The sequence below is a fragment of the Ignisphaera cupida genome, assembly GCF_030186535.1.
GTDB lineage: Archaea > Thermoproteota > Thermoprotei_A > Sulfolobales > Ignisphaeraceae > Ignisphaera > Ignisphaera cupida.
The window spans coordinates 262,072-276,894 of record NZ_JASNVW010000002.1; the positions used below are offsets into that span (position 1 = coordinate 262,072).

Consider the following 14,823-nt stretch of genomic DNA (forward strand, 5'->3'; position numbering starts at 1 on the left):
AACATTTTTGGGTTTTGGAAAAGGTTAGAAGGGTTTTATAATTGATGCTATGAATCTTGCCAATAGAAAAACTATTAGCATTAATATTGCTGTTCTAAAGCTGTATAGTACTGATCCTCCACGAACTTTTCCAACAAAAACTGATGTTAGGATTAGTGATAGAATTGATAGAGACTCTATAACAGTGTAAACTCTTGGATCAAATGTTATTACAGCTATTGTCTTAGGCATTTCAACACCTTTAATGAGATTAGCCATGTAGCTATACACATTGGCTAAATAAACAAGAAATGCTCCAACAAGTGCTGAAAGACCGATCATAACACCTTCTAATGTGTTTGCAAATGATCTAACTCTACTCACAGCAATATTTAATCTTTCATAGCTTGCTGCAAAAGCTTTGAGAGATTCTGGGCTATAGCCTAGTCTAAGTAGTGTCGTAAGAGTTTCAATAAAGGATGCGTGGTAAATGCTTGGAGCTCTTAACACAAGTGCTTTTCTCAATGTGGTAGATGTGTAGCTGCTAACAATAGATCTAACAAATCTTATCATTCTTCTTCCAAATCTTTTAGAGTATTCAGAAAGAAGTATAGCAGGGTTTTCACCAGTTGCAGCTGATAAGCTAAGTGCGTCAGAAGCCATTTTAACAAACCTGTCATAGAATCTCGACTTGAGAATCTCCTTTTCGGAGAGAATTGTTGGTATAGCAAGAATTGCGAGAAGAATAAATATCAATGTTGTATTACTCAAATAATTCATTGTTATAGCCATGAAAATGTTTGTTATTGGTATAGCAATGGATATGATTAACGCAGTTTCTCCAACAAAAAACAGTGTTTTGGGAGGCTTTACAACTAGGCTTGATGGATAGTAGCTTGAGACTAAAGCATAGAGCAAGAAAAATGTCAAAACCTGAACACTGAGAATGATAATAACCAAAAACAGTGTTACACCACCAATTACAGGAGTTATGGATGCTATTAGAATGGGTGCGAAAAAGTATGCGAAAAGAGCTGTGCCAACAATTATTGTAAACTTTTCCACAAGTCCAGAAACCTTTGACTCAAACCATGTGTAAACCTCCTCGAATACTCTCTCAGTAACATCTCTTATGTCCCCCATTGAAATTGCAGCTCCAATAACTCTTCTAAAAAGATCTCTAATCTTATCTGAGGGGTGGTTTGCTGCAACCATGTCTAGAGATGTTAGAAAAGATGTTGATGTAACACTAGAAACCTTTCTTGCAAGTTTAATCTCTTTTGCAAAACTCTTTAGAGCTACACTATCTTCAATTTCTCTAAGAAACTCGTATATGGGTAGTCTAAGAGGTGTTATTGCTCTTAAAAATATTAATACATATGGCAACTCGACTTCAGCATCTATTTTTCTTTGAGAAGAAGCAAAAGCTATGTAGATTTGGGGAAGGTGATATGTGAATAGAATTGAGGATCCAATAACAACTAAAGCAATTAGGTAATATGGTTTAGCAAATGCTATTGCATAACCAAGCACCATGATAAATACTATAACAAGTATTTTAAGAACATATGCAAGTGTTGCTATGGTTTTTGAGCTAAGACCTTTTCCAGATTTAATGAAATTCAGAGTTAGTATAGTGCGAGATCTGTTCTCAAATTTTCTAAGAAATTTGCCAATAAATGATACAACCACAGTTAATCCAAGTAGCGTTGCTAATGTGCTTATACACCAAGCTTTGTAAATTGTTGTTAATAGAATGTATATAGATAATGTGATTAGCAAATCAATGTTCTTAACAACAAAATCCATAACAGTATTTTTAACATTTTTAAAAATATTCAATCCAAACAAGGTACGCATCTCTAACTTGCTCTATTCAGCATCTCCATAAATTTGCTATATAGTATGCTAGGCAATTCTTTATAGCTAGGCCTATCAAGTTTTGGATCTATTTTCACATATTCGCTATATACATTCTTCAATGTTTCTATCATTGATTTGTATTCTTTCTCTAAAAAGTCTCTAGAAACTCTATGGGCACGAACTATTCTCTCTATAAATTTGAGATCCTTTATGGGATTCTTGATGTTGTTATTCAAAATTATTGTGTCTAAATCACTATCGTAGATGAATAGTGGTGTTACGGTACCTTCCTCATGCACGTAAACCTCATGTCTATAAACACGACCTTTGGGTCTTTCAAAAGCATTTGTTTTAACAAAAACATTTAGAAGTTTAATGACTTGTGGATCAACTGAAATAGGTGGAGATATGAGTCTTAGTAATGCAGCTTCTGGGCTTTCAGCATGAAATGTTGTTATTGCTCCATGTCCAAGAAGAATTGCGTTTGCCCACTCCCTTGCCTCCTCACCCCTGATCTCACCTATTATGAGATAGTCAAGAGATAGTCTAACACCTGTTTTCACTAAATCAAACACAGTTATTTTATATTCTCCAAACTCCCTAGTTGTTGTACGAACCCAGTACTTTACTGGTAGTCTAAACTCTGGCGCATCTTCTACTGTCATAATTCTTACCCATGGAGGAACAAGTGCAAGCAAAGCTGATGCAAGTGTTGTTTTACCTGTCATCATTTCTCCAACAATAATTATAGGAATTTTATATTTAACCATAAGCCACAGAAAAGCAGCTTCCTCAAAACTTAGGCTACCATAATGAATAAGCTTTAGAATTGTCCATGGGTTTTCAGGTGGTTTTCTAATGTCAACAACAATGTTTCTTCTCATGGTAACATCAGACATGTAGACAATAGACACTCTAGACTCGTATCTAGGCTCAATAAAACTTGCTAATGGCATTGCTTCTGAAAGAGGTTTTCCAGCAGTAGCTGCAAGCCTCATTGCAATTTCCTTAACCTCCTCCTCGCTCAGCTCAATATTTGTTTCAAGAACACCATAAACTCTATGAATAACCTGTATAGGTCTGCCAATCATTATATGTGCATTGATTATGTCTGGATCCATGTAAAAAGGCTCTAAAACACCATAGCCAATAAGTTGTCTCTCAACAACATGTCTCAAACTATCATCACCTATTCTCGCTATTTCCTCATCGATAGACTCTTTAACCATAACAATATCGTAGAGCTTCTCTTCCAACTTCCTAATTCTGTTCATAGCATTGGAGTCCTGCAGAAAAGCGTCATAGACTATGTATTTCCCATTTGAAATACACACAATGTAAACGGGTTTCCCACTACGAGGTAAAGAATATTGCTCAACACACTGAATTTTCTCCTTAGGTGGATAAAGCAAGCGAAGCTTTATTTCAAATCTAACTGACATATTTCCTCTTCTATTTCAGAGGTTTAATGAAATAAGACTTAAAAACTATAATTCTAAAAACCCATTAATGGATCTAGATCTAGATTTAGAGAAGACTTCTGTAAAAGAAAATATGGGCGAAAATTACATGTTGTACCCAGTGTTTTCAGTTAATCCCATTAGTTCAAAAAAATCTTTATGTCATTACCTGTTTTCACCATATGCGATAGCTCATCAACAATTTCAGGTTTTTTCAACAGCTCAGCTATTGGGTTTAGGAATAGTATTTTGAATGTGTAGTCTGTTGTTGTTATATCTCCTTTGAAATGTGTTAGTATGAGTTGATATAGTTTGCTTGGTGATGTGAGGAAAAGTGTTATACAATCCATACCGGTTAAGGAAATTGAGAGAATATTAAGCAAATTAAGCATACCAGGAACACGACTTGAAATATAGCTATGGATTTTATATCTCAACTCCTCTAAAGTACTCATATGCAACACCTCTAACCTCAATAACATATTTTATACAACAACATAATCTCTTTTTCATTCATGATAATGAAGTCATTAAATTACCGAAAAATTTATATAGCAGTCTCAGTTAGAGCTATGCAAATTATTTGCCTTCCCCAACGAAGAATGAAGCTTCTTTAAATATTTATGTGCATCTCCAATGTTTAAATCTAATTCGTTTTCATAAATTGCAACAGCCATTTTCTTACTAACAATACTTAGCATAATCTTGTGACTCTAACCAGATTTGCTCTCTTCAGAATAATCACAATCATTTAATCGTACTAAATGTAGATATTTTGTAGATGGTTACAGGTATTGAATATAGTATTAACTCCAAATAGTGTTTCCTTACCTAATGAGACACAGCTATTTTACAAATGTTCAAGTTTATTATTAGAATAATCTTAATGTGTGCAATGTTTATATTTTCATATAGCTTTTACTAATGTTCAGAAATTCACGATAAAACACTATATGTGCAAGGTGAATGTATGTGGGTGTGGAGCATCCATATCTAGCAATTCTTGCAACAATAGCTTTTATGGGTGTTGTTATAAGCTCCATATTTCTCTATGTCTATGTTGTTGACCAGGTCAATAAATCTCCTGCTCTAGGTGTTTATGCAGAAGCCTACACAGTTAGTGATAGTGTAGCTGAGGTATTGATAAAGATAAGGCATGAGCGTGGAAATCCTGTTAAGATACAGCAAATTATTGTGTATGCTGGTAAAAACACCATAACAATAAGTGGTAGTGAGATTGGCTCTAACCCAAGTATTGGAGTAGAGGGATGCAATGGCAATGTTGTTATACCTGGAAGCATATGTGTAATAAAATTCAATGTAAGTTTGCCTAGCCTTAATGCAATGTATCAAGGACTTGTATTTTTAAGTGAAGGAACATATCCAATAGCATTCATACCGATAAACAAAACCACCTTAGCACCTCCAGTAATAACACTAACAACTACAAGAACATTGACAATTACAAGAATAGTTCCTCCAGAAAACATAGCTTTAAATCTCAATAAGAGTGTATACATTGGTGAAGCCGAAATAGGCTTTACCAAATCAGTAGTGGAACTTAGAGTGTATGCTAGACAAACAATTACTATAACAAAGACAGCAACTCTTATCATAACATTATATGATGTAAATGGAAATATAATAACACAGACAAGCACCACTATAACTCCAACAACAGTTGCACCGGGAGGAAAACTGATAGGGGAAAAAATAAAAATAGAAAAGGTTCCTATTGATAAATTGGGTTGGATTGATGTTGACTTAGTCTATTAGCGTACCTCGTCAAAGATTCTATGCATTCTTTAAAATCTCAATGCAATCACTTATACAATCATCTATGTCTCTCTGATTTAATATCGCTGGTTTTTCCATTCCTCGTCTCCAAACATACAATGTGTATTCAGCATCTTTGCTATTGATTTTCTCTAGATTGAATCTTAGTATGGTGTCAGCCATTAACACATTGTATTCATATAACTCATTTATTGCCCCCATTCTAACAACAGTTACTCCTAAACTTCTTAGGTACAGCAACTGGTTAAGCAAATCTCTTTTCCAAATAAATTCATTTTCTATAGAATAAGTGCCAACACCATGGAATATTACAATATCTGGTTTTACTTCATTTACTATTTCTAGTTCTTGCATCATTAACTGTGTTAGTGGTAGAGATGAAGGATTCAAGCTTCTTATCACTATATGCTCATTAATTATTTTATCAATTTTTTCTTCATCTATGCCATGTGTCAATAGCTGATTCTTTATAAAGGTCTTCATATCTTTTGGTGAATACTTGTAGCTTATTATCAACGCCTTGAAGTTATTGAGTTTAGCGATAGAAAGTAGCAGCATTAATATGTTTGCTGGTCTAGCATCAGCTGGATAGGCTATGTACACTACTTCACCTTTTCTAATGCTATTAAAGTAGCTGCTAAGCTTTTTGCATGGAAGTTTTATGAACTCTTCACGAATCTCTGGTATCTCCTCTAGAATTATTGGTGTGAAAAATACAAGTCCCTTCTTTTCAACAAATGTGAATGGTATTTGAACTGTGTGTATAGAGGATCCCCTAGCTTTTCTAACCTCCAATTCTCTAATCAAAAAACCATGCTCAATTCTATGCTTAAGAATGAAAACAATATCTGAAACAAATTCTATGTCTCCAAGATCTATAGATTCTTTGCCTATTGGTATTTCAGCTATTAAAATAGCTAAGCCATTGACTAATCTGGGAAGCTCTGCAAAAAAGTTTTGTATAAAAGCTCTTGCAGCAACATCACTTTCAACAGCTTTTAGAAGTGGCGTAACAGAGTCCACAACAATTATATCTGGCTTGAAATTTGCTAAAACCTCAGAAATGCTATTTATAGTATGTTCAACAACTTCATGCTTAGAAATTAACGGAAATTTCACAAACAGTAATAAACCACTTTTCTCTACACTCTCCAAATCAATGCCAAGTCTCTTCATATATGCATAAAGCTTATCTCTATGCTCTTGAAAAGATATGTAAAGACACTTCCTCCCATTAACAGCATTAGCGTAGCACATTGTTGAAGCCAATGTGGTTTTACCAGATCCTGGATGACCAGCTACAACAAGAAGTGTTCCTGGAGCAAGTGATTTGCCAAGAACCTTATCAAGATTTTCAATACCAAAAACAAATAATTTACTCATTAAATCACTCTTAACACTTCTAGAGCTTAACATAGCCTATTCTAGCATATGTTTAAATTGTTACACAAGTATTAAATCATTTAGCCCTTAAACTAAAATAATGCTAGTTATATAAAATCATTGAAATTCATATATTAAACAAAATCTTGTGTAATTACTGTGAATACTTTTTGATAAGCTCAAAAAATTCTCTATCCCTACCTATCTTTGCCAAGTGCAACAACTCATTAACAATATTTGAATTCCTTAAATATTCAGCTATTGGGTTTAGGAATAGTATTTTGAATGTGTAGTCTGTTGTTGTTATATCTCCTTTGAAATGTGTTAGTATGAGTTGGTATAGTTTGCTTGGTGATGTGAGGAAAAGTGTTATACAATCCATACCGGTTAAGGAAATTGAGAGAATATTAAGCAAATTAAGCATACCAGGAACTCTCTTAAGAATGTGATTATGCATATAACTTTTTAGGTTTTGTATCCAAGCCTCTTCCTCACTCATTAACAAACACCAAAAACAAAATGATGCTAACCAAGAATTAAGAGTTTGCTTATTAACTTTTCAACATCGGCTTTTGTCAGTAGAGTTTCTTCTCCCCATTCAACAATCCTAACTGTATAATCAAGACAATAGTTATCAATACAATCAATATGTATCATGCTATCTGCTAGCATTCTCTTAATTGTAGATAGTTCTGGAGGTGATTTAGCTTCAGCTAGTATTACTTCAACACCTCTAGACTTTAAAGCAAGTGTTTCGTTAAATAATGTGCGTAAATACCTTTCCTTATTTGATTCAAGCATAAGTGGTAGTGAAGAGTTGTAAAACACTACAGCTCCTGGCTTAACCTCATCAACAAGAGATAACTCCATTGCTGTTCGCTCATAAATGCTATAGGCTAGCGGATTAACGGCTCTAATAACAATTCTGTTTAAAACTCTTTCAATTGTTTCTTCATCAGCATATTTCCTAAACACATCAATGATATAATGTTTAAGCTCATCTTCGGAATGTTTATAGCTTATAATTAGTATTTTCTCGTTTCTAGGTGCATGCATAAGTATTGATAGTAGTAGGCATGTAGATGGTAAGATTTGTGGAGTAAACTCTATTAGTGTTACATGTACGGGTTTTCTAACTTCTTCAAACTCATATTCGTTGTTAACTCGCTTAAGTTTTAAATGTGATTTAGCAATGGACTTAATTTCTCTGGGTATTACTGGTGGATGAAGAACAATTCCCTGGACACCTCTTATAGAAAATGGTATTTCAGCTACTAAAAGTTCTCTACCTCTAATCTTTCTAATCTCCATGAATCTCTCAATCAATCCTTCATCAATTCTGTGCTTCAATATGAGAATAGCATCAGCAATAAATTCTATGTCACCTAAACTCGGATATTCCTGCCCTAAAGCAACTTCTACAACCATTACAATACTGCCTAAAACAATTTTTTGCAATTCCCAAAAAAGATTTTGTAAATATCCTCGAATTTTAACATCATCTCTAAGACCTTTAAACAATGCTGTAATAGAGTCTATGACAATGATCCTGGGATTAAAATCGCTAATACTTTTCAGCATCTCATTCATGAAAATATGTACAGCTTCTTCATCACCTGGAATAGGAAGTTTAATAAATCTTAAAAGCCCTTTAGCATCAAAATAATCAAGAGCTATACCAACACCTGCAAGTTGCTTAAACAACCTGTTTTTATCCTCCTGAAAAGACATGTACAAGCACTTCTCATTAGTTTGCATAGCATGTAAACAAATAATTGAGGCGAGAGTGGTTTTTCCAGCTCCTGGATGACCAGCTACAACAATAAGCCTAGGCTCTTTAACAAAATCCCCCAAAACACTTTTTAAATACTCAATAGTCCTGCTATCCATGTCATGTAAACCTTTTACAACCATACCACATTACATGAAGATGAAAATTTATAAATTTTATCCTTACTTTCTCCATTATTAGTTCCATTACTAGCTGTTTGCATTGTGAGTATCAACTTCTCTCTTAATTGCCTTTGCATGTAATAGATGTGAAAAGAAATAGATATATTAAGAATAGATGAGTTGTTTAATGAATTTTACTGTAAAAAATTAAGGAAGGGCTAAACCAAAAGCAATAATTGATCAGCACAACAAATAAAGAAGTAAAACTAATAATGCTCTTTCGACAAATATTTTTTGGTGATTTGTCTTGTCAGAGAGGGTTAAAACAGGTATACCAGGTTTTGATGAGATATTGCATGGGGGCATTCCAAAGAGAAACATTGTTTTGGTTAGTGGGGGTCCGGGGACTGGGAAGACTATTCTTAGTCAACAGTTCATATGGAATGGTCTTCAAATGGGTGAGCCAGGAATATATGTTGTTCTTGAGGAGCATCCAGCACAGGTTAAGCAAAATATGAAGCAATTTGGGTGGGATGTTACACCATTTGAGAAGAAGGGAATGTTTGAAATTGTTGATGCTTTTACTGGTGGCATTGGGGAATATGCTAAGAGGGAAAAGTATGTTGTTCCAGATCCTACAGATGTTGGACATTTAGTTGATGTTGTTAGAGATGCTATTAAGGATCTCAATGCTCAGAGAGCAGTAATAGACTCTGTTTCAACTCTGTACATAACAAGACCTTCTCTAGCAAGAGGAATTATTATGCAAATAAAAAAGGTTTTGAGTGGATTGGGTGTTACAGCTTTTCTTGTTAGCCAAGTATCTGTAACTGAGAGAGGGTTTGGAGGACCTGGAGTTGAGCATGCAGCTGATGGCATAGTGAGACTTGATCTTGATGAAATTGGTGGAGAGCTCAAAAGAAGTTTGATAGTGTGGAAAATGAGAGGAACAAGCCACAGCATGAGAAGACACCCATTTGAGATAACAGATAAGGGTATTGTTGTTTACCACAACAAGGTGCTAAAGGTTTTCAGAGGAAGCTATGAAGAAATTGAGAAAGGAAAGTCTGAGGAAGAATAGAATAACAGCCTAGATGTTTTTATTTTAAAGGAATTTTAGAATCAGTAAATGGAATTGAAAGAAAAATGATATCAGGAATTAGCACAGATAGTTGTAATGATTTTCTCTTTTTTACCTGTAAACAATATTGTGTGTTCGTATTGTGCAACAACCCCCCCGCTTCTCTCAACTAGAACTGGATAGGCTATTGCAAGCCCATTTGAAACAAGAATCTTCATTGCATCTTCAAGAATTCTCAAATCAAACTTGCTTTTATACCATCTTAATGCAAATGGCAGTGTTTTTCTATCATCATATATTGTGTTGTAAATATTTTGAATTTCTTGGCTAAGTTTAGAAAGCTTTTTGGGGTTTGGCTTAAGAGCATATATAACCACCTTTTTATCCTCCACCACATACCCATCTCCATTAGTTGCGAAAGGCTCTATGGCATACGCTCTTCCAGCTTTGAAAGAGCCAAAAACAAGTCTATTTCTGTAGTTGGGAATGACTTCTCCAGCATGTATAGAGAATCTGTCTAGGCTATGCCCACTAAGATTATATATTGGTTTAAAGCCATAGCTTCTAATAACAGATTCCACAACATGTCCAACCTCATTAAACTTTACACCAACATCTGCAATAGTTAAAGCCTTTTCCAAAGCATTTTTAGCAGCTTCACACAACAAGTTATACCTATCATCAAAAGCTATGGTTATTGCTGTATCAGCTATGTATCCATCAACATGAACACCAACATCAACTTTAACAACAGAATTGCTTGGCACAACAAAATCATCATCTGGATGTGGTGTATAGTGCGCTGCTACACTATTTATAGATATGTTCACGGGAAATGCTGGTTTACCACCTAACTCAACAATTCTATTCTCAATATATTCAGCAATCTCAATAACCTTTGCACCAATTCTAACGATTTTCGTAGCCTCATTCAAAACTTTGCAAGCAATTTGACCAGCTTTGATATAGCTTTCAATCTCGATTTGAGTAGACATAGACCTTGAAACACCTGAAACATTTAAATGATCTTTCAAAACTTTTTAACGTGTTAAAATTATGACTGTTCTGTGATTAAAAATGGTTTTGATTAGATGGCTTGGACATGCAGCTTTTATTGTAGAAGTTGGTGAATCAAGAATTTTGATTGATCCTTGGATTACAAATCCACTATCTCCTTATAGAAGTGTTGAATCATTTTTGAAGGATTATCGAGAAGTGGACTTTATTGTTGTTACACATGATCATGGGGATCATGTTGGAGAGGCTGAAGAGCTTTTGCGAAGATGTAGAAATGCAAGAATTGTTGCTGTTTTTGAGCTTGCTGAGGAACTGGCTAGAAAGGCTGGAGCTGTTGATAGAAGCATTCCAGCAAATATAGGAGGTTTTATAAAACTTGGGAAAGACCTTGGAATTGTTTTAACACCAGCATTTCACAGTTCATCTCGTGGCAGCCCCACAGGTGTTATTATTTTTGGAGAGGGAAAGGCTGTTTACCATGCTGGAGACACAGGAGTTTTTGGGGATATGAGGCTTATTCAAGAGTTGTACAAACCTGTTGTTGCTATGCTTCCAATAGGAGGTCATTTCACCATGGGAATTGAGGAAGCTGTTAAAGCTGTTGAGCTTTTGAAGCCTTCAATAGTAATACCAATGCATTACAACACATTCAATGTTATTTCAGCAGATCCAAATAGATTTGCTGAACTTGTTAAACAGAGGATTCCAGGTGTTGAGATAAGAATTCTAAAGCCAGGTGAGGAAACAAGGGTATAGCTTCATCAACAGGCCTCATAATATGTCCAAAGCTTTTGGCATTGGATACAACCCGGTGGAGGTTGCCAAGACAGTTGAAAAAATTGTTGCAACTGAAATTGATGGTGAAGTTGCTAGAAAGTATTTTGGATTTGCTTCAACAAAATTCTATGGAGGGTCTGCAACAGGTTATGTAACTGGTTGCAATCTTAGTTGTGCTTATTGCTGGAGCTGGAAAGCAAACAAAACTTTTATTGGCTCATTCTACAAACCTTCTGTTGTTGCTCAGAAGCTAACTCAAATAGCTTTAAGCAAAAAACATGTTTACATTAGACTAAGTGGGGGAGAACCAACACTAGTTATAAATCATCTTCTCCAGGTTTTGGACTATGTAAAAGCGTTTGGAAGATCTAGAGAAATGCTGTTTATTTTAGAAACAAATGGTATTATGATTGGATATGACAAGTTAATTGCAAAGAAACTAAGCGAATACAGCTTCGTGATTGCCAGAGTCTCTGTGAAGGGTTGTAGCGAGGAAGAGTTTTACATGATAACTGGTGCTGAAAAAAGCTTCTTTAATTTGCAGCTGCAAGCTGTGAAGAATCTTGTTGATAATGGTGTTAAAACAATTGTTGTGGTTATGCTTAGTTTTTGCAACAAGGAATCCTTTTCCCAGCTAATCGAAAAACTTACAGCTATAGACACTGCCATGGCTAGCAACATCGAATTAGAGTATGTGAAGCTTTATCCAAATGTTTTGAAAAGACTATGCAAGAAGGATTTAAAGCCTTGGATAGCCATAGACCCAATAAAAAAAGAGGTTGTGAAGCTAGATGAATTCAACAAACTATGCAGAAACAGAGCTTAGAACACTAATAAAAAAGGTTTTGGCTAGAAACCCAAATGGCTTAACATTTGATTATCTTAGAAATGAGCTTGAGGAAATAGAAATGATTTATGTTGATGGAACAAAACTAAGAAAAATAATTGCAGAAATGATAAGAGAAGGCACAATATGCAAAGAGCCATCGCCACAACTCAAAAAATTTGTATTAAAACTCTGCAAACAACTAAACAAGTAAAACAATAGCTAACTCTGAAATCAGATGGGTGTGTACACATCACTAATCAGACACTAGCGGTCTCATCACTTGTTTGCAGCTATGTTAACATTTTGATTAGTCTAGTCATTGCTGTTTAAATGGCTTAGCTGCTAAGCCTCTTCTCATTTTAGTTTAAAAATTAATAATTCAAAATATTAACCTTTTTGATATCACTAGTCATAGATTGTGGCTTCTCCATATGAGCTTCTCATAGATAGTAATGGTATTGTAAAAATTTGTTGAATGGGGGTATATCTGTCACAGTTTTTCAGCTTAGAATCACCAAAGATGCTACAGATAATTGTGTTGCGACGTACAATAGCATATCTACAATGTGAGCATTTAAATCTCATATATACTCACATATAGTGTTATGCTAATTTGGTTTATATATTTTTAAGCTAAAACAAAATTAAGTTAAAATATGTATAAAATCTATATTCACTTAGTGTTTAAACTGGTTAAATGAGGTTGTTAATGATGAGTTTAAAGCAGCTATGTTGTAAAATTGAAGGAGTTGTTGAGAGTCAAATTAAAATAGTCTGAGTTTGACATATAGTGTGTGGTGGGTGTTTTGTCTACAGCAATTGATCTTGCTATTGAGCCACCTATAATACTTAGACCCACGATGAGAATTGGAGAGGTTTTGCCTAAAATGAAAGAGCATAGAGTTGTTACAGCACCTGTTGTAGATGATAGAAATGTTTTGATTGGTGTTCTCAGCTATAGAAATATTCTTATGAGGGGTGTTGGAAGAGATACCAAGGTTCAAACCGTTATGGAACCCCCATTCTCTGTTAATGAGAATACAGAGTTCAATAGAGTTGTTGCTGCCTTTGTTTCTTGGAGAGCAAGGGAAATCCCTGTTACAAATACTCATAATGTTGTTACTGGTTTAATCTCCAGAAACAATCTGTTGGCTTACATGAATAAGAATGGTCTTTTCCCAGCATCTCCAGTTGATAGTGCTATGAGCAAGCCAGCTATAACCATTGAGGAAAGCGAGAGTATTGCAAGAGCTAGATGGTTAATGCTGAAAAGTGGAATTTCAAGACTTGTTGTTATTGATAAATCTGGTAGGATTTCTGGTGTGATAACATTGAGCGATATTGTTGAAAGGCTTTACACAATTAGATTGAGTAGAAGAAGGGGGTATGAGTGGATACAAAGCGAGGAATCATTTCTAGCAGCACCAGTTGCTGACTACATGACGAGTCCTCCAATAACAATTTCAACAGGGTCTAGCATAGACAAAGCTGTGAATATTCTTTTAGAAAACAGAATATCTGGAGCTCCTGTTGCCTCAGCTGATGATAAGCCTCTTGGGGTTTTCAGTGGCTTAGATGCATTGAAACTTTATTTGGATCAGCTAAAGGTTTTAACACCTGTAGAAGCTAAGATAGCAGATGTTGCAAAAGAAGATGTTACAAAACTACAGATAGAGAAACTTGTCAACAATTATCTCTCAAAATTTTCACGATACATAAACGTTATAGATTTTAAGATGTCGGTAAGGGAAGAAACAAAAACAGATAAGGAGGGTAGAAGAAGATACAATGTGAGAGTAAAGATGGTTACAAACATTGGTGCATTAACATCGCAATCAGTATGCTGGGATTTACCAACATGTGTGAGAGAGGCTCTGGAAATAATTGAGAGGAGATTGAGAAAGCAAATAGAAAAAGCAGAAACTATTAAGAGAAGAGAATCGAAGGAAACTGATTAGAGCATTTCTATCCTGAGTCTATGCGAAACATTTTTTGTCAACATTTTATAGATATCTGATAAGCATTGAGTTGCTGAGTCAGGGTTTCTCAAACTAATCTCAATTAGAAATGATACCTCTTCCTCGCGAATTTCCAATAACCTTAACTCATTAATTGCTACAACAAATCTTGATTTTGGCAATACCTCTTTAACAATATTCGATGTTTTATCAATGTCAATGCCATGGCCATGCACAATCAATTTAAACTTCAAGTTTTGAAGAGACTGTTTAATAATGACAGAGTTTAGAACATGTTTATATGGTACATAAACAATTTTGTTATCATGAGTCAGTATCTCCATGAAGTTGCCTTCCAACAGTGATACCCTACCCTCATAAGTAACGCCATTCACATTAATCTGTATGCTTTCCCCATCTCTCAAAATACCAGATGAAACAAGAACTAAATAGCTAAAGGTGTTCTCAATAAATGTTTTCAGCATGATAATTACAAGAGCGAAGGCAATAACTGCTATAGCTATTGAGAACCAGAGGGAGTATTGTATAATATTCGACAATGCAATTGGTATAGATATTAGGATAAGAAAAACTAAAACAATAATTTTTATTAGCTCCTCAATTCTTCTAGATATAACACCTCTTAATCTAAGTCCTCTAAGCACTCTTCCAACAGCAACATATATAGCAATAACTATGGCAATTGCAATTAGTATATAAAGTATGTCATTGAAAATATTTAAATCAATCGGTAGTGAAATAGAAAAAGCGGTGTTGCTACTCATT

General features: G+C 34.8%; 14 protein-coding genes. 6 read left to right on the top strand and 8 right to left on the bottom strand.

Annotated features, from left to right (window positions below; all coding sequences use genetic code 11):
* Positions 1–24 precede the first annotated feature (24 nt).
* The 3 genes from QPL79_RS04890 to QPL79_RS04900 form a co-directional block, all read right to left on the bottom strand.
* Positions 25–1,830: a hypothetical protein gene (locus tag QPL79_RS04890; protein ID WP_285273666.1), complete on the bottom strand. Its 1,806-nt coding sequence runs from the start codon at positions 1,828–1,830 to the stop codon at positions 25–27.
* Between the two features lie 11 nt (positions 1,831–1,841).
* Positions 1,842–3,284, bottom strand: coding sequence for a type II/IV secretion system ATPase subunit (locus QPL79_RS04895; protein ID WP_285273667.1), 1,443 nt, complete (start codon positions 3,282–3,284; stop codon positions 1,842–1,844).
* A 158-nt stretch (positions 3,285–3,442) separates the two neighbouring features.
* Positions 3,443–3,757: a hypothetical protein gene (locus tag QPL79_RS04900; RefSeq protein WP_285273668.1), complete on the bottom strand. Its 315-nt coding sequence runs from the start codon at positions 3,755–3,757 to the stop codon at positions 3,443–3,445.
* A gap of 517 nt (positions 3,758–4,274) precedes the next feature.
* Between QPL79_RS04900 and QPL79_RS04905 the strand changes: the two genes are divergently transcribed.
* Positions 4,275–5,078, top strand: a complete 804-nt coding sequence (locus QPL79_RS04905) for a hypothetical protein (protein ID WP_285273669.1) — start codon at positions 4,275–4,277, stop codon at positions 5,076–5,078.
* Positions 5,079–5,096: 18 nt separating this feature from the next.
* Here QPL79_RS04905 and QPL79_RS04910 read toward each other — a convergent pair whose 3' ends face one another.
* From QPL79_RS04910 to QPL79_RS04920, 3 genes are all read right to left on the bottom strand, one after another.
* Positions 5,097–6,482: an ATPase domain-containing protein gene (locus QPL79_RS04910; RefSeq protein WP_285273670.1), complete on the bottom strand. Its 1,386-nt coding sequence runs from the start codon at positions 6,480–6,482 to the stop codon at positions 5,097–5,099.
* A gap of 154 nt (positions 6,483–6,636) precedes the next feature.
* Positions 6,637–6,981: a hypothetical protein gene (locus QPL79_RS04915; protein ID WP_285273671.1), complete on the bottom strand. Its 345-nt coding sequence runs from the start codon at positions 6,979–6,981 to the stop codon at positions 6,637–6,639.
* Positions 6,982–7,007: 26 nt separating this feature from the next.
* On the bottom strand, positions 7,008–8,372 hold the full coding sequence (locus QPL79_RS04920; protein ID WP_285273672.1) for an RAD55 family ATPase: 1,365 nt from the start codon (positions 8,370–8,372) through the stop codon (positions 7,008–7,010).
* A 310-nt stretch (positions 8,373–8,682) separates the two neighbouring features.
* On the opposite strand from QPL79_RS04920, the gene QPL79_RS04925 reads away from it, so the two are divergent.
* Complete coding sequence (locus tag QPL79_RS04925) at positions 8,683–9,456, top strand: KaiC domain-containing protein (RefSeq protein ID WP_285273673.1); 774 nt, start codon at positions 8,683–8,685, stop codon at positions 9,454–9,456.
* A 71-nt stretch (positions 9,457–9,527) separates the two neighbouring features.
* On the opposite strand, the gene map is transcribed toward QPL79_RS04925, so the two are convergent.
* Positions 9,528–10,451, bottom strand: coding sequence for a type II methionyl aminopeptidase (gene map / locus QPL79_RS04930; protein WP_285273674.1), 924 nt, complete (start codon positions 10,449–10,451; stop codon positions 9,528–9,530).
* A gap of 82 nt (positions 10,452–10,533) precedes the next feature.
* On the opposite strand from map, the gene QPL79_RS04935 reads away from it, so the two are divergent.
* The 4 genes from QPL79_RS04935 (at position 10,534) to QPL79_RS04950 (ending at position 14,037) form a co-directional block, all read left to right on the top strand.
* Entirely contained in the window at positions 10,534–11,229 is a 696-nt protein-coding gene (locus tag QPL79_RS04935) for a metal-dependent hydrolase (RefSeq protein WP_285273675.1), read from the top strand.
* Between the two features lie 22 nt (positions 11,230–11,251).
* Positions 11,252–12,076 (top strand): radical SAM protein, encoded by an 825-nt coding sequence (locus QPL79_RS04940; RefSeq protein ID WP_285273676.1) that lies wholly within the window; start codon positions 11,252–11,254, stop codon positions 12,074–12,076.
* Entirely contained in the window at positions 12,042–12,290 is a 249-nt protein-coding gene (locus QPL79_RS04945; protein ID WP_285273677.1) for a hypothetical protein, read from the top strand. Before QPL79_RS04940 ends, QPL79_RS04945 begins: the two co-directional genes overlap by 35 nt.
* A 595-nt stretch (positions 12,291–12,885) precedes the next feature.
* Positions 12,886–14,037, top strand: a complete 1,152-nt coding sequence (locus tag QPL79_RS04950; RefSeq protein WP_285273678.1) for a CBS domain-containing protein — start codon at positions 12,886–12,888, stop codon at positions 14,035–14,037.
* Here the strand turns inward: QPL79_RS04950 and QPL79_RS04955 are convergent.
* Positions 14,034–14,822 (bottom strand): mechanosensitive ion channel, encoded by a 789-nt coding sequence (locus QPL79_RS04955; protein WP_285273679.1) that lies wholly within the window; start codon positions 14,820–14,822, stop codon positions 14,034–14,036. The genes QPL79_RS04950 and QPL79_RS04955 overlap by 4 nt on opposite strands.
* Between the last annotated feature and the right edge of the window lies 1 nt (position 14,823).

Excerpts from the sequence above, each read along its gene's own strand:
- map (WP_285273674.1), bottom strand. The coding sequence starts at position 10,451 with ATGTCTACTCAAATCGAGATTGAAAGCTATATCAAAGCTGGTCAAATT.
- QPL79_RS04935 (WP_285273675.1), top strand. The coding sequence starts at position 10,534 with ATGGTTTTGATTAGATGGCTTGGACATGCAGCTTTTATTGTAGAAGTT.
- QPL79_RS04895 (WP_285273667.1), bottom strand. The coding sequence starts at position 3,284 with ATGTCAGTTAGATTTGAAATAAAGCTTCGCTTGCTTTATCCACCTAAG.
- QPL79_RS04910 (WP_285273670.1), bottom strand. The coding sequence starts at position 6,482 with ATGAGTAAATTATTTGTTTTTGGTATTGAAAATCTTGATAAGGTTCTT.
- QPL79_RS04915 (WP_285273671.1), bottom strand. The coding sequence starts at position 6,981 with ATGAGTGAGGAAGAGGCTTGGATACAAAACCTAAAAAGTTATATGCAT.
- QPL79_RS04955 (WP_285273679.1), bottom strand. The coding sequence starts at position 14,822 with ATGAGTAGCAACACCGCTTTTTCTATTTCACTACCGATTGATTTAAAT.
- QPL79_RS04945 (WP_285273677.1), top strand. The coding sequence starts at position 12,042 with ATGAATTCAACAAACTATGCAGAAACAGAGCTTAGAACACTAATAAAA.
- QPL79_RS04920 (WP_285273672.1), bottom strand. The coding sequence starts at position 8,372 with ATGGATAGCAGGACTATTGAGTATTTAAAAAGTGTTTTGGGGGATTTT.
- QPL79_RS04900 (WP_285273668.1), bottom strand. The coding sequence starts at position 3,757 with ATGAGTACTTTAGAGGAGTTGAGATATAAAATCCATAGCTATATTTCA.
- QPL79_RS04940 (WP_285273676.1), top strand. The coding sequence starts at position 11,252 with ATGTCCAAAGCTTTTGGCATTGGATACAACCCGGTGGAGGTTGCCAAG.